Source organism: Chloroflexia bacterium SDU3-3 (assembly GCA_009268125.1).
Lineage (GTDB): Bacteria > Chloroflexota > Chloroflexia > Chloroflexales > Roseiflexaceae > SDU3-3.
The window spans coordinates 1-15,245 of the sequence record WBOU01000009.1 but is presented as its reverse complement, the minus strand read 5'-3'; the positions used below and the strand labels follow the sequence as shown (position 1 = coordinate 15,245).

The following is a 15,245-nucleotide window of genomic DNA, read 5'->3' as shown; positions in this document are numbered from 1 at the left end:
CGTGGTGCGGCGGTCGGGCTATGGCAGGCGGAAGAGCGGCTCGCGCAGCGGCTCGTCCGCTGTGCGCCGCGCCACCAGCGTGCCGATCATGCCGCCGCAGATCGCGCCGATTAGCTCAAGCAGCACCACCATCAGCGAGACATAGGCGAATAGATTGGCCTGGGTGCCCATGCCCATGCCCATCTGGGTGGCCACCACCAGCATGCCTACGCTCATGCCGGGCACCACAGGCGGGCGGATGGCCCAGCGCCCGGCGAGGTAGCCCCCCACCAGCGCGCTCAGCGGCAGGCCGACGGTGAAGATGTAGGTGGCGCTGGTGTGGCCAGCAATGACAAACAGAACAATGTTCAGAATGAGTGCGCAGATCAGCCCGACAATAAGCCCTGGAACACGAATCATTGGGTATCCTCCCCTGCTACATCCCGCGCGTTGGGTGGGTGGGGGGCATACCAGCAGCTAGCTCAGGGACGTCATGGTAGATCTTGACATATCGTTGGGTTGATTAGGAAGCAACCATATATGTCCTCTGGCGTGAGCCACAGCAAGCAGCGTAGGGTAGAGAACGCGCGCAGACAAGAAACCTATTCAGTTTTCACCGACTCGACGATCTGTCGCACCACATCATCTGGGGCGACGCCCTCGGCCTGGGCCTCGAAGTTGAGCACCACGCGGTGGCGCAGCGCGGGCAGCGCGGCCAGCTTTAGGTCGGCGAAGGCCACATTCAGCCGCCCATCCAGCAGCGCCAGGATCTTGCCCGCCAGGATGAGCGCCTGCATGCCGCGCGGGCTAGCGCCGTAGCGCACATACTGCCGCGTGATCGCGGGCGTGTCGCGGTCGCCTGGGTGGGTGGCCGTGATCAGGCGGGCCGCGTAGCTCACCACATGGCTGGCGATCGGCACGCTGCGGGCCAGGGCCTGCATCTCGCTGATCAGCGCGCCATTGGCCACCTTGCGCGGGGCCGCTGCGCGCGCGCCGGTGGTGCGGTTGGCGATCTCCACCAGCTCGCTGGCGGAGGGGAACGGCACCAGAATCTTGAAGAAGAAGCGGTCGAGCTGGGCCTCGGGCAGCGGGTAGGTGCCCTCCATCTCCAGCGGGTTCTGCGTGGCCAGCACGAAGAACGGGCTGGTGAGCTTGTGGATGGTCTTGGCGACCGTGACCGTGTGCTCCTGCATGGCCTCTAGCAGCGCGCTCTGCGTCTTGGGCGTGGCGCGGTTGATCTCGTCGGCCAGCACCAGGTTGGCGAAGATCGGCCCCGGCTCGAAGCGAAAGCTCTTGTGCCCGGCCTCATCCTCGCTGATCAGCGTGGTGCCGATGATGTCCGCTGGCATGAGATCGGGGGTGAACTGGATGCGGCTGAAGTTGCAGTCGATCACGTCGGCGATCGTGCGCACCAGGGTGGTCTTGGCCAGGCCCGGCACGCCCTCCAGCAGCGCATTGCCGCCAGCGATCATGGTGATCAGCGTCTGGCGTATCAGCTCGCGCTGCCCGACGATCACCTGCCCGACCTCGGCCTCGATGGCGGCGGCGCGCTGGCGAAATTCCTCGGGGCTGATGCGTGGTGCTGGTTGAGGTGCGGTCATAGCTGCTCCTACTTATAGGTGTGCGTGTGGCGCTGCCCTGGGGCTAGGCGCTGGGCACAACAAAGCTGCGTACGGTAAAGCTGATAGTAGTGATCAGAAAGGCCACCCACGAGACAGCGGTGATAGCAAAAGCGATCGTGGTGATCTTGGTCGGCAGGTTGAATGCGCGCACCCCCCAGACAATGGTTGCGCTCCCGACGATGATCAGCGCTGCGAGGAGTCCCTCTAATACATACACAAACATAGTATCTTTCCTAGGCCGCACGGCTTGGTGCGGCTGCGCTATGGCAGAGCGGTGGTCGTGGTGTCTGGTGTGTCCGATCTGCGCTATGGCTCAAGCTCCGAGAAATAGTCGCGAATATAGCCCTTCAGGTGGGAGGGGATGGCGTTCTGATCGAGCGCCTCGCTGGCCGACTGCTGGTACTGCGGGAAAACCTGCTCGTAGGGCACCTGCGACTCGTTGGCCACGCCCGGCAGCGGGCTTTGGCCCTGCTGCACCTGGGTCTGGCCCTGGCCGTTCTGCTGTCCCTGCACATAGTCGGGGTCGCCCGGCTTGGCGTTCGGGTTGTAGGGCTGGTAGATCATGTCGCCGGCCTCGTTGCCCTGGCCGCTGCCGCCGTCTTGGCCGCTGCCGCTCTTGCCGCTGCCGGTCTGCCCGCCCTGGTTTTGGCTGTTGGCGTCGCCTCCGCCCTGGCCATTCGCTGGCCGCGATCCTTGCTGGCCCTGTCCCTGGCCCTGCTGTCCTTGGCCCTGCTGTCCTTGTTGGCCCTGTTGGCCCTGCTGTCCCTGTTGGCCCTGTTGACCTTGCTGCTGCTGGCCCTGCTGCTGGCCCTGCTGCTGCTGGCCCTGCTGGGCCTGCTGGCTCTGCTGGCCTGCCTGTGCCACCTGCTCGCGGCTTTGCTGCACCTGCGAGAGCGACCGCTCTGTCGCTTGTTGGGCCTGCTGCTGCTGGGCTTGCTGCTGGGCTTGCTGCTGGGCCTGCTGGAGCGCCTGCTGCGCGGCCTGCACGTCGTTGCCCTGCATTGCCTGGGCCGCGCTGGCCAGCCCCTGGCTCATCTGCGGGTTGCTCTGGGCCAGCTGGTTGGCTTGCTGCTGCAGCGCTTGTGCGGCCTGCTGGCGCTGCTCAGGCGTCATCTGCTCCAGCCGGTCGGCCAGTGCCCGCAGCTGCTCGGCGGCGCTGGCGCTGGTGTTTGGCTGGCCCTGCTGCTCGGCCAGCGACTGCAGGCTCTGGGCCATCTGATCCATAGCGGCCTTCTGGGCATCGGCGTTCGGGTTGATCCGCTGCTGGAGCCGGGCCTCGGCGGTGGAAATATCGGCTAGCGCCTGCTCGCGGTTGCCGCCATTCTCGCGCAGCTTCTGCTCCAGCGCGGCCAGCTCTTTCTCAAGCGCAGCCTGCTCCTCGGGCGACAGCGAGGTGTCCTGGGCGATCTGCTGGCGGGCCTGCTCGATCTGCTGAGCGGCCTGCTGCAGGCTCTGGCGCACGGCGGCCTGCTGCGCCAGCACCGCCACCTGCGGATTGGGAAGCAATACCAGGGCCAGCACGCAGGCCAGCGCGGCCAGCGCGGCCCCTAGCATGCGCCGGTCGAAGATCAGTGGCACTTGCTGAGGGCGGATCTGGCGGGCGACGCTGCGGGCATCTTCCTGCTGCTCATCATCCACCGGCCCGTGCTCGGCGCGCCCGCCTAGCTCCAGCGCGGTGGCCAGCCGCTCACGCAGGTCGAGCAGGCCGTCGACCCGCTGCGCCACCTGGGCCACAGGCATGGGCCGCAGCGTCAGGAAGCCGACCATGGCCAGAAGCCAGATCAGCGGCGGGGCACATGTGATGAGCAGAAGCTGGGGGATGGGAGCGAGATGGCCGATCAGCTGGATGAGCGCGCTGAGCGCGAGGGGCATCCACAGGGTTTTGCTTCCAAGAAGAATGGTATCGCGCAGCCTTAGCCGCATCGCCATGGGTTGGAGCCGCCGCTGGATATCATTTCTTGTCACAATCGCCTGCGCCATAGTCCTGTTCCGTTCCGCTAAGCCCGTTGTGCCGCCGATTCTTTCACCGATAAAGACGTCTTACGCCATGAAAAAGTTTCTTTTGTTCAGCATAGCACGTTAGGCGGATGGCGTCTATTGGAGCGGGATGAGAGTTAGCTGGTTATCATCTGATGATCTGAACCGCTCGAAAACCACTTTTTCGCCGATCAGCGAGCCATCTTCTCATCATCGGGGTAGAAGATCTGGGTCACGCTCTTGCTGATGATCGTCACCGCGTTGCGTGGCGTGTTGCGCTGCTGGCTTGGCGCTGCGCTGCGCTGCGGTCGCTCAATCGCCACGCGGTCGGCTGCGCCCTGGGCCATCCGCCGCCGCAGCCAGGCCATGCCCACCTCGGCCAGTACGGTGGCCGCGCCCAGCGCCGCTGTCTTGCCCACCTGCTGCCATGTCACCGGCAGGCTCCGCCCGGCGATCGTGATCGCGTGCTGCTGCCGAGGCGCCAGCTCCAGCCGCTCCAGCGCCGCGCCGCACTTTCCACAGAAGCGATCTTCCGCAGGGTTGCCCTGCTGGCAGGACGGGCAGATACGCTCGACCATACCATCCTCCTCGTTGTGTGTGGGGCTATTTGCCGCATCAGTATAGCATACCCTGCGCCACGGTAGGTGCCGCCCTTGTCGTGGCCCAGGGTCTATGGGTTCTGTCTGCTGTCTTTTTGCATCGTATGCATCTTGGGCGCAGCGGTTTTGCGCCTTCGTGGCTTTGCGCCTTCGTGGCATTTGCCCCCTTTTGTTCCTTGGTGTCTTGGATTCTTGAGTGGTAGAGATTTTCTGTGGATTGAGAACACCTAGGCCCTAGCGGACATCGCTGGGCGGGAAATGCTGAGATAAGGCATCCGGATCGGCTAAAACATGTCGTGAACGATCTATTGACAAGTGGCGGAAAACCGCTATAATACCGCATTGGTGAATTGAAATCACCACCGTATCCGTGCTTCCGGCGCATACCTGACCGCCTCTCTAGGCAACCGGGTATTGCGAAATGCCAGGGTGAATGGTACCTTCGCGTAGCCATTCGGGTTGGTGCTCCGGGGGCTTTTGCCGAGGCTATATGGACGGGCAAGGCAATTTAGTGCGTTTCGAACAGGTTCGACTCGCGCCACTGACTCACCTGCCGGGTGGTTCGGTGTCTGCTGCCATGTCCATGCGCCGCTAGTCGGCGCGCAAACTTGCTGCAAGTACCTTCCCCCACGCCGCTAGGTGTGGGTTTTTTGTGCCCCTGTCAGTGCGTGCGGTGAACCAGATCTGGTCCCGCTGCTGGCGCGCCTGCGCCTGCGTTCACTGATAGGAGGTACAAGCAATCGATCGCTTCCCAACCCACGAATCTTCACTGTGCATGCCCGCCCGCGCCACCAGCGCAGGCACCGCCGCGCATGCCGCACCTTCCGCCCTGGGCCACGCATCCGCCCAGGGCTGCTCGCTGTCGGTGTATTCATCATCACCCCAAGGAGGGCCGCAAGAGTTGAGCAAGCAGACCTATCTCGATTACCTTCAGAATCGCTATGGCATCACAGCCGATGGTGCCCTGACTGATTTTCTCAGTCGCCGGGATGGACGTTTGCTACTCGCGGATGAGGTCGATCTGAGCGCGCTGGCCGAGCGCTATGGCGCGCCGCTGGAGATCGCCTACTGCCCGCTGATCACCGCCCAGGTCGAGCGCATGCACGGCTACGCCGATGCTGCCCGCGCCCAGACTGGCTATCGCGGTGCGTTCTTGTACGCCTATGCCACCAAGGCCAACTTTGCCGAGGAGGTCGTGCGCACGGCCATGAATGCCGGTGCCCAGTACGAGACCTCGTCGGCTGCCGATGTGGTGATCGCCCACCACCTGTGGCGGCAGGGCATCCTGCCCGAGAGCCGCTATATCTTCTGCAATGGTTCGAAGGAGCGCAACTACATCGACGCGATCGTGACGCTGCGCGAGGCCGGGTTCGCTAACATCGTCCCGATCCTCGACGACCTTGAGGAGCTGGATGCCTACCTCGCCCACTGCTCGAAGCCGCTGCTGCTGGGCGTGCGCGAGCGCCACGCCGCCGAGACGGTGAACCCCGCCCACCCCGGCGGCGAGCGCTTCGGCCTGACCCAGGAGGAGATCGCCCTGGCCGCGCGGCGCGTGGCGGGTACCCCCCACCAGATCGTGGTCTACCACGCCATGGTCGGCAGCCAGATCGAGGATATGGACGGCTGGATGGCGCGGCTGGCCCGCTCGGCCATCAACTACAGCCGCGTGCGCCAGCAGGTGCCCTCGCTGCACATGTTCAACTTCGGCGGCGGCATGCCCACATCCGCCTACGAGCTGGGTTTCCAGTTCGACTACACGCAGTTCCTAGCCCGCCTGATGCGCACGCTGGCCGCTATCACCGCCGAGCACGGCGTGCCCCAGCCCGATGTGATGGGCGAGTTTGGCCGCTACACCGTGGCCTCGCACAGCGTCTACCTGATGCAGGTGGGCGCGGTGAAGGAGGCCCAGGCCGACATGGAGCCGTGGTATCTGGTTAACGGTTCGATGATGGTCTCGCTGCCCGACATGCTGATCGTGGAAGATCAGAAGTTCATGGTGCTGCCGCTCGATGGCTGGGAGACGGAGTCGCAGTCGGTGCGCCTGGGCGGACGCCGCACCTGCGACTCCGACGACCTCTTCCCTCGCCCCGGCCACGAGCCGCTGGTGATGCCCGCCGAGGGCGAGGGCCTGATCTTCGCGGTGTTCGGCGTGGGCGCATACCAGCAGATGATCTCGGGCAAGGGCGCGGCCCACCACTGCCTCAGCCCCGAGATGCGCCGGATCATCATCGAGCAGGATGGCGACCAGCTGGTGATGCGCGAGATCTTGCCGCAGAGCGTGGCCCAGATCATGAGCCTGCTGGGCTACAACCGCGAGGCCCTGGAGCCAACCCCGGTGGCCACGCCCGCCCGCGTGCGCGAGGCCGCCCAGGTGGTGGCCCCCCGCCGCCGCGCTGGCTCTGCGCTTCGTCGTCAGGTGCCGCCGGTGGTCCGTCGCACCAGCCTGGCCCGCTCGCGCGCCTAGCGGCTTTGCGAGCACAGCGGCTTTGCGAGCACAGCGAAAGGCCGCCCCGGATTGCCCGGGGCGGCCTTTCTGCATGCTGCGATTGGGCGCTAGAGCGCCTAGGAGTGGCCCTCGCTGCCGCTGGCGTGGCCGGGCACCTGCGTGCCGCCGCCCACATCGCCGCCGCGGCCCAGCAGGGCCAGCGCCTGCGCGGCCACGTTCTCGGTGGTCACGCCCAGCTCCTCGTACACTTCCTTGTACGGGGCCGAGATGCCGAACCGATCCACGCCCACGAACACGCCCTTGTCGCCGATCCAGCGGTGCCAGCCTAGCGACACGCCCGCCTCGACGCCCACGCGCGCGGTCACCGCAGGCGGCAGCACCTCGTCGCGGTAGCTCTGATCCTGCGCCGCGAACAGCTCCCAGCTGGGCAGGCTGACCACGCGGGCCTTCACGCCCTGCTCGGCCAGCTTGGCGTGCGCCTCGACCGCGATCGCGACCTCGGAGCCAGTGGCGATCAGGATGACCTCGGGCTGGCCGCCCTCGGCGTCGATCAGCACATAGCCGCCCTTGCGGGTGCCCTCGGCAGAGCCGAGCTTGCTCTGGTCGAACACCGGTAGCTTCTGGCGGCAGAACAGCAGCGCCGTCGGGCCGTGCACCCGCTCCATGGCGATCTTCCAAGCCACGATGCTCTCGTTGGCATCGCCGGGGCGCAGCACCACCAGGTTCGGCAGCGCGCGCAGCGAGGCGAAGTGCTCCACCGGCTCGTGGGTCGGGCCGTCCTCGCCCACGCCGATGCTATCGTGGGTGAACACGTAGACCACCGGCAGCTCGCTCAGCGCCGCCAGTCGAATCGAGCCGCGCATATAGTCCGAGAAGGTCAGGAAGGTGCCGCCATAGGGCCGGATGCCGCCGTGCAGCGCCATGCCGTTCAGCGCTGCGCCCATCGCGTGCTCGCGCACGCCGAACCACACGTTGCTGTTGTTGTAGCTGCCAGGCTGGAACGACACATCGTCCTTGGTCGGCATCTCGTTCGAGCTGGCCAAGTCTGCCGAGCCGCCGAATAGCCAGGGCACCTGCGACTTCAGCGCCACCAGCGCCTTGCCCGATGCCTGGCGCGTCGCCAGCTCGCCATCCTCAGGGGTGAAGCGCGGCAGCGGCACATCCCAGTTCATCGGCAGTGTGCCGCCCAGGGCCTGCTTCAGCTGCTGTCCCTCGCTAGCGAAGGCGTTGCTGTAGCGGGCAAAGGCCTCGTTCCACTCGTCCTCAAGCTGCGCGCCACGCTCGGCGAACTGCTTCAGGTACTCGTAGACCTCGGGCTTCACCACGAACTCCTGGCTGGGGTCGAAGCCAAGCGCCTCTTTAGTCTTGCGCAGGTTCTCGGCACCCAGCGGGTTGCCATGCACCTTGTTGGTGCCCTGCAGCGGGCTGCCGAAGCCGATGATCGTGCGCACCGAGATGATCGAGGGGCGCTCGTCGGCCTGGGCCGCGCGGATGGCTGCCTCGATGCCATCCAGGTCGTTGCCATCCTCCACGCGCTGGGTGTGCCAGCCGTAGGCGTCGAAGCGCTTCAGCACATCCTCGGTGAACGATAGGCTGGTGGGGCCGTCGAGCGAGATGCTGTTGTCGTCGTAGAGGTAGATGATCTTGCCCAGCTTGAGGTGCCCAGCCAGCGATGCTGCCTCGGAGGTGATGCCCTCCATCAGGTCGCCGTCGCTCACGATCGCATAGGTGTAGTGGCTGATCAGGTCGTGCCCGTTGCGGTTGTAGGTGGCCGCCAGGTAGGCCTCGGCCATCGCCATGCCCACGCCGTTGCCGAAGCCCTGGCCCAGCGGGCCAGTGGTGGCCTCGACGCCAGGCGTGAACCCGACCTCGGGGTGGCCGGGGGTCTTCGATCCCAGCTGGCGGAACTTCTTCAGCTCATCCAGCGGCAGCTCGTAGCCGAACAGGTGAAGCATGCTGTAGAGCAGCATCGACCCGTGCCCCGCCGAGAGGATGAAACGGTCGCGGTTGGCCCAGCCAGGGTTTTTGGGGTTGAAGCGCAGGAAGCGCGACCACAGCACGTAGGCCATGGGCGCAGCGCCAAGTGGCAGGCCGGGGTGGCCCGAGTTGGCCTTCTGTACGCCGTCGATCGAGAGCGTGCGGATGGTGTTGACCACAAGCTGGTCGGTTTCTGTGTAAGCCATAAAGCTCCATTCAGCCTCCGGGGCCAGCGCCACAAGCGCCCGCCCCGGTGCGGAATATCAACCTTTCTATCGCTACTGCGCGGGGGTGCGTGCCTTCCAGTCGGCCAGGAACCGCTCGATACCGCTGTCGGTCAGCGGGTGCTTCATGCTCTGCTCCAGCACCTTGAACGGGCAGGTGGCGATGTGCGCGCCAGCCAGGGCCGAGTCGATGATGTGGCGCGGGTGGCGGATCGATGCCGAGAGGATCTTGGTCTCGATCGCGGGGTTGTTGCGGTAGACCTGGGCGATCTCGCGGATGAGGTTCATGCCATCTACGCCCGTGTCATCCACGCGGCCCACGAAGGGGCTGACCACAAACGCGCCTGCCAGCGCCGCGAACAGCGCCTGGGTGGTGTTGAAGCACAGCGTCACGTTGGTGCGGATGCCCTCGGCGTGCAGCGCGCTCACGGCCTTCAAGCCCTCGGTGGTGCTTGGCACTTTGATGATCACGTTCGGGTGCCACTTGGCGTACTCATGGCCCTCGCGGATCATCCCCTCGGCATCCAGCGAGATCGTCTCGGCGCTGATCGGCCCATCCACCAGCGACGCGATCTCCTGGATGGTGGCCTGGAAGTCAGCGCCCTTTTCCTTGGCGATCAGGGTCGGGTTCGTCGTCACGCCGCTCAGGATGCCCCAGCTCGCCGCCTCGCGGATCTCGTTGAGGTTGGCGCTGTCCAAAAAGATTTGCATGATCCCTTCCTCCTTTGCAAGAAACAGCTGCCTCGTATGCTCGATAAAGACACCGCTGCACCATGCGTACCAGCAGGTGCCTTTGGGTGCGCTTCGACCATCACGTATGCCGTTTACGGGGAATGCCCCTCTGCATTATAGCACTCCCTGTGACTTTGTGTCATCTTTACTCTTAATGCGAAGTATTGCTGCCGCACCCATAGCACCCACCATAGATTTGTGCTGCGCGTCGGCGGTACCTGCCGCCAGAACGCCAACACACGCCCTGTGGCGTGTATGGTAGGTGCAGCGCTGCCGAAGACCTATGCTCTATACTCTATACTAGAATTATATGTGTAAGAAAGCTGTAGAAAGTAGCAATTTATACTATACACATCAGCGGTTTATCAAGGAAGCCCGTACGCATCAGGGCACAACTCAGCAACTCCTCAGGAAAAAGGCCTTGAATAAGCCGATTCTTTGTGCTATATTCACTTTGCATAACGCGCCGCGTTCGTGTATGAAAAAGAGAAAGCGGTAACACATTGAAAGAAACCGTTGATCTGTTTGACTTCGCGGCCTGTGAACAGCCGGTGCTCTCCCCAAGCTACACGTCATCTCCCGAGCGCTCGAAGCCCATTGCTACCCCACCCTCTGCGCATACAACACACCCCGCCGCCCCTAACGAGGCGCCTGAACAAGAATTTCACCCCGAGGATGTCGAAATCGAAGAAGAAGCCGAGCTGGCCATCGACGAAGAGGCCCTAGGCATCGACGATCCTGTGCGCGTGTATCTGCGCGAGATCGGACGTGTGCGTCTGCTCACGCCGCAGGAGGAAACGCAGCTGGCTCAGCGCGTGGAGCGCGGCGACCAGTCGAGCGAGCGTCTTGAGCGGGGGGCCTGTTCCAGCGCCGAGCGCGCCCTGTTACAGCAATGGTGTTCCGATGGCGAGCTTGCCCGCGAGCGGCTGATCCAAGCCAACCTTCGTCTTGTTGTCAGTATTGCAAAAAAATATCTTGGCCACGGCATGTCGCTGCTGGATCTCATCCAGGAAGGCAATATTGGCCTGATGCGCGCGACACAGAAGTTCGACTACCACCGCGGCTACAAGTTTTCGACCTACGCCACCTGGTGGATCCGCCAGGCCATCACCCGCTCCATCGCCGATCAGAGCCGCACGATCCGGCTACCTGTCCATATCGGCGATACCATCAACCGCATCAAGCGCACATCCAACGAGCTGCAGCAGCGCTTTGGCCGCGAGGCTAGCTCCGAGGAGATCGCCGCCGAGATGGCCATCCCGGTCTCCAAGGTGCGCCGCGCCATGGATGCCGCCCGCCAGACGGTCTCGCTTGAGTCGCCGGTGGGCACCGAGGGCGACGCTGTGCTGGGCGATTTTATCGAGGATGAGCATAACGCCCCGCCGCTTGAGAACGCCACCCAGAACATCCTGCGCGAGCAGCTCGATGAGGCCCTGCAGAAGCTGCCCGAGCGCGAGCGCCGCATCATCCAGCTGCGCTACGGCCTGCAGGATGGTCGCTATCGCACGCTGGAGGAGGTCGGGCGCGAGTTCGGCATCACCCGCGAGCGTATCCGCCAGATCGAGGCCAAGGCCCTGCGCAAGCTGCGCCACCCCCACTACGGGCGCGCGCTGCGGCGCTACCTGGACTAGCACAACCAGTTCTACACACAAAAACACGCTGGGGTAAGCCAGCGTGTTTTTGTGTGCGCTCATATCAAAGCACCAGTGTAGCCTCGGTAATGTCCAGCGATCGCTTGATCCGAAATCCGAGCTGCTCGGCGATGTGGATCATCCCGCGGTTCTCCGGCAGCATATACCCAACGAGGCGCTGAAACTGCTCTTTGCGCGCAATGTCCACCAGCTGCCCAAGCAGTATCTTGCCCAGCCCTTTTCCCTGCACGCTATCGCTCACCAGCAGCGCGAACTCGGCATCTTCGAGCCTGCGCGGGTGGGTCAGGCGACCCACGCCGATCACCTCGCTGCCACTATCAGCCGGCTGCCTGATGGCTACCAGGGCAAGCTCGCGGTCGTAGTCAAGGAAGCATACCCGCGAAAGCCGCTCGTGCTCGATCCGGCGGTCGTACGACATCGAGCGAAAGAAGCGATAGTAGATGCTCTGCTCGGAGAGCGACTGGTGAAATCCGATCATCAGCGGCTCGTCCTCGGGGCGGATGGGCCGTATCAGCACTGTGCTGCCGTCGCGCAGCTGGTGTCGCGAGATATATTCGGCGGGGTAGGGGCGGATGGCCACCTTCGGCAGCTGCTCCAGGCTGCTCGTCGGCGGGTAGAGGGTAATCCGCGCGTCGAGGGCCGCGATCGTGGTGCTGTCGATATAGAGCGGGTTGATATCGATCGCGCGGATGCGGGGCTGCTCGATCACAAGCTGGCTAAACTGCACCATCAGATGCTCAAGTTTGGCGCTATCGACTGCAGGCCGCCCGCGCACGCCTGGTAGCGCATGGAAGATCCGCGTCTGCTCCATCATGCGGCGGGCAAGCGTGGTGTTGAGCGGCGGCAGACCAAACGCTCGATCTTGGTGGATCTCAACAAGGTCGCCGCCAGCGCCAAAGAGCAGCGCTGGCCCAAATTGTGGGTCTGCTATGCTGCCAATGATCAGCTCGTAGCCACGGCCCTGCACCATGGGCTGGATGCTGACGGTATATGATGTGAGACTATGCTGCTGCGCGGTGGCGATCAGCTCGTAAAAGGTGGCCGATACCTGCTCGCTGGTCTGTAGATTCAGCCGAACACCGCCTAGGTCACTTTTATGAGCGATCTCGGCGCCCTGCAGCTTCATAACCACAGGGTACCCCAGAGTTTCGGCTAGCGCTACTGCCTGCGCTGGCGAGCTGGCCGCGAATGTAGGGCATACCGGTATGCCGTAGGCCTCAAGCACATGTTTGGACTCTATTTCCAAAAGGAGCGTGCGCTGCTCGCGATCGGCCTGCTCGAAGATCTCGCAGATGCGGGCACGGTTGATCGGGCTGCTGCTTGGGAGCGCGGGCGTCTCGTAGAGGCTGCGCAGATTCTCGCTATACTGCCACATATACGAAAATGTGCGCGCCGCCACATCGGGGTAGGCATATACTGGGATGCCCGCCTGCTTCAGCTGCCGCGCGCCGTTGGCGATCATGTCGCCGCCCATCCAGCTGGCCAGCAGCGGCTTGCCAATCGTATGCGCGTAGCGGCTCAGCTGCTGGGCCGTCTCGTCTGGCTCCGACATCAGGGTGGGGTTAAGGATCACCAGCAGCCCATCCACCTGGGGGTCACGCCCGACGATATCGATGGCGGCAGCATAGCGTGGGGCCTTGGCGTCGCCCTGCAGATCTACTGGGTTCGACTCGGCCCACGCGGTGGGCAGGATCTGGTCGAGCTGCTCGATCGTAGCGGAACTGAGCGTGGCCAGCGCGCCATGGCTGGCGATGAGGGTGTCGGCAGCCAATATGCCTGGCCCGCCGGCGTTGGTGATGATCGAGAGCCGTGGGCCGCGCGGCCTCGGCTGGCGTGCCAGCGCATCGGCCATGGCGAACATCTCGGCGATTGAGGCGACGCGCAGCACCCCACAGCGCCGAAGCGCGGCATCAAAGATCTCGTCGCGCTCAATCTGGCTGCCGGTATGGGCGGCCAGCGAGCGAGCGGCCTGCTCGCTACGGCCCGCCTTGAGCACCACGATCGGCTTGGCCAGCGCCACCTCGCGTGCTGCCGATAGAAATGCGCGGGCATCGCCTACCGACTCCATATAGATCACGATGCTATCGGTGGAGGGGTCGCTGCCCAGATAGTCGATCATATCGCCCCAGCCAATATCGAGCATCGATCCAAGCGAGATAAAGTGGCTAAAGCCGATATTTTCCTGCAGGCTCCAATCTAGCACGGCTGTCGCCAGCGCCGCGCTATGGCTGATAAAGGCCAGATTTCCTGGCTTGGGCATCGCGCGCGCACAGCTGGCGTTCAGGTGCCCCTGCGAGTGGATCAGCCCGAGGCTATTTGGCCCCATCAGGCGCATGCCCGTCTTGCGGGCCTCGGCCAGCGCCTGCTGCTCAAGCGCCACTCCGGATGCGCCCAGTGCGCGAAACCCCGATGTCACAATAATCGCCCCCTTCACCCGCGCCTGGGCGCACTCGCGCACCAGCGCCGGTACAGTGCTGGTGGGGGTGACGATGATAGCTAGGTCTATCTGCTCGGGCGCGGCATTGACATGGGGGTATGCCTTGATCCCTAGCACGCTCGACCGTGTGGGGTGGATGGGGTAGACGGTGCCGCCAAATGGGCTGCTGATCAGATTCCAGAGCGCGGTGCGCCCAAAGCTATGTGGCTCCTCGGTCGCGCCGATTACCGCAATGGCACGCGGCGCGGTAAAGACATCGATAGCATAGGGCGTCGGCTGGTATTCGGTATCGTCTGTCATAGCTGATACCATACTTCTTTCCTAGGGGCAATGCGATATCGCCCATTGTCGCATGCCTGTATCAAAAAAACAACGCCATGAGTGAATCATGGCGTTGTAGGTGAAGGGACTCTATACTGGTTCATCCCATCTATGCAAATAGAGGGAAGAAAATAGTACTAGGTACGGCTCCGCCAAGCTGCTGGCTCGGTTCAGCGATGGTCAAAAGCACATATTATCTACCATGCTATTTGAAGATGGGGAGTATAGTATTCTCAGAAGCTGGAGAATAGTACTCGGATGGAAGTCCCCGGGGATGGGGCTGACCCATTATCCTACGGCAGGCGCGTGGATCTGCTGAGCTTGCTGCACCAGCTCGGACTCAGACTTGTGGAATGCGAGCGCAGCTTCTAGTGCTGGCCCGATACCATTGTGCTTCTGGTCGCTGAAGAGGCGAGCTACGCGTGTGCGTTTGCCTTCATAGATACGCACAAACCACCCATGGGTGCGCCTCGATGGCTGATCGATGCGGCTAATCCCTTTAGGGCGTCCGACAACACGTACAAGATGCCCTTTGTTGATCCACTGGATGCTGCCGTCGATCAGAAGCTCGGCTGCTGTCCAGTAGCCGTCTTTGCGTGTGCGAACACGCAAGACAATGCCAGTTCGCTCTGGCAAGCCGTCAGCGGCTTTTACCAGAACGATGTCTCCAATGATCGGAAGTTCTTTCATTGCCCCACCCCCTCCTAACACTGACGTCAATTAGGAGATGTTCTATAGCTTAATTGACGTACAGGGAGTTTTTTACTACGTGGTAATGCTGTTTTAGCGGTGTTGAGCCTTACGCCGCCAAACAACCTGCTCCCATATTTCTATTGTCCCACAAAAGTGGGTAAATTGGAAGGGTTCCGGCATGAAATAATCTCTTTTTAAGAGAATAAGAGAGATCTTTTCCACAAGGTGTGAACTGGCTTATTGAAATATACAAAAAAGCGGCCAGAGTTTCCTCTAGCCGCTTCTTGATATGGTGGGCGCGCGGACCTTGTCTCCCAGCTCCAGGGGAGCCAGTACCTTCAGCGCTGCGGTGTTTCACGACCCGGTTCGAGATGGGACGGGGTGGGGCCACCGCGCTCAACGCACGCCACTGGCTCAGGGGTGCAGCACCCTCGCCAACCAACTGCTGCAAGTTCGTCTCGGTCTTTGTCCCTTCCCCCATCGGCCACCGCCACCGCAGGCGCGTCGCGCCCACGCTCGTGGCAGGCCAGGGAAGCCCTCGTCCATGCGCACTGGCTCCCTCCATCGGTCACCCGACCTCCAGGGC

General features: G+C 63.3%; 11 protein-coding genes, 1 rRNA gene and 1 other annotated feature. Of the genes, 2 read left to right on the top strand and 10 right to left on the bottom strand.

The window, feature by feature from the left end:
- Positions 1 to 18: 18 nt before the first annotated feature.
- From F8S13_15775 to F8S13_15755, 5 genes are all read right to left on the bottom strand, one after another.
- Positions 19 to 399 (bottom strand): hypothetical protein, encoded by a 381-nt coding sequence (locus tag F8S13_15775; protein KAB8142008.1) that lies wholly within the window; start codon positions 397 to 399, stop codon positions 19 to 21.
- A gap of 182 nt (positions 400 to 581) precedes the next feature.
- Positions 582 to 1,580: a MoxR family ATPase gene (locus tag F8S13_15770; GenBank protein ID KAB8142007.1), complete on the bottom strand. Its 999-nt coding sequence runs from the start codon at positions 1,578 to 1,580 to the stop codon at positions 582 to 584.
- 43 nt (positions 1,581 to 1,623) lie between these two features.
- Positions 1,624 to 1,824, bottom strand: a complete 201-nt coding sequence (locus F8S13_15765) for a hypothetical protein (protein KAB8142006.1) — start codon at positions 1,822 to 1,824, stop codon at positions 1,624 to 1,626.
- Between the two features lie 83 nt (positions 1,825 to 1,907).
- Complete coding sequence (locus F8S13_15760) at positions 1,908 to 3,581, bottom strand: hypothetical protein (protein KAB8142005.1); 1,674 nt, start codon at positions 3,579 to 3,581, stop codon at positions 1,908 to 1,910.
- A 188-nt stretch (positions 3,582 to 3,769) separates the two neighbouring features.
- Positions 3,770 to 4,156 carry a zinc ribbon domain-containing protein gene (locus tag F8S13_15755; protein ID KAB8142004.1) on the bottom strand — a complete coding sequence of 129 codons (387 nt, stop codon included), beginning with the start codon at positions 4,154 to 4,156 and terminating at the stop codon, positions 3,770 to 3,772.
- 796 nt (positions 4,157 to 4,952) lie between these two features.
- Here F8S13_15755 and F8S13_15750 point away from each other — a divergent pair.
- On the top strand, positions 4,953 to 6,641 hold the full coding sequence (locus tag F8S13_15750) for an arginine decarboxylase (GenBank protein KAB8142003.1): 1,689 nt from the start codon (positions 4,953 to 4,955) through the stop codon (positions 6,639 to 6,641).
- 98 nt (positions 6,642 to 6,739) lie between these two features.
- On the opposite strand, the gene tkt is transcribed toward F8S13_15750, so the two are convergent.
- Positions 6,740 to 8,806 carry a transketolase gene (gene tkt / locus F8S13_15745; protein ID KAB8142002.1) on the bottom strand — a complete coding sequence of 689 codons (2,067 nt, stop codon included), beginning with the start codon at positions 8,804 to 8,806 and terminating at the stop codon, positions 6,740 to 6,742.
- Positions 8,807 to 8,878: 72 nt separating this feature from the next.
- Positions 8,879 to 9,535 carry a fructose-6-phosphate aldolase gene (fsa, locus tag F8S13_15740; protein ID KAB8142001.1) on the bottom strand — a complete coding sequence of 219 codons (657 nt, stop codon included), beginning with the start codon at positions 9,533 to 9,535 and terminating at the stop codon, positions 8,879 to 8,881.
- Positions 9,536 to 10,059: 524 nt separating this feature from the next.
- On the opposite strand from fsa, the gene F8S13_15735 reads away from it, so the two are divergent.
- The gene (locus F8S13_15735) at positions 10,060 to 11,187 is read left to right on the top strand and encodes a sigma-70 family RNA polymerase sigma factor (GenBank protein KAB8142000.1); all 1,128 of its coding nucleotides are present in this window, start codon (positions 10,060 to 10,062) and stop codon (positions 11,185 to 11,187) included.
- Positions 11,188 to 11,251: 64 nt separating this feature from the next.
- On the opposite strand, the gene F8S13_15730 is transcribed toward F8S13_15735, so the two are convergent.
- The 3 genes from F8S13_15730 to rrf all read right to left on the bottom strand — a co-directional run bounded on the left by F8S13_15730 (position 11,252) and on the right by rrf (position 15,068).
- The gene (locus F8S13_15730) at positions 11,252 to 13,957 is read right to left on the bottom strand and encodes a bifunctional acetate--CoA ligase family protein/GNAT family N-acetyltransferase (protein KAB8141999.1); all 2,706 of its coding nucleotides are present in this window, start codon (positions 13,955 to 13,957) and stop codon (positions 11,252 to 11,254) included.
- Between the two features lie 297 nt (positions 13,958 to 14,254).
- Entirely contained in the window at positions 14,255 to 14,656 is a 402-nt protein-coding gene (locus F8S13_15725; protein ID KAB8141998.1) for a hypothetical protein, read from the bottom strand.
- A 296-nt stretch (positions 14,657 to 14,952) separates the two neighbouring features.
- A 5S ribosomal RNA gene (gene rrf / locus F8S13_15720) occupies positions 14,953 to 15,068 on the bottom strand.
- A 118-nt stretch (positions 15,069 to 15,186) separates the two neighbouring features.
- Positions 15,187 to 15,242, bottom strand: a sequence feature (possible 23S ribosomal RNA but 16S or 23S rRNA prediction is too short).
- Positions 15,243 to 15,245: the final 3 nt, after the last annotated feature.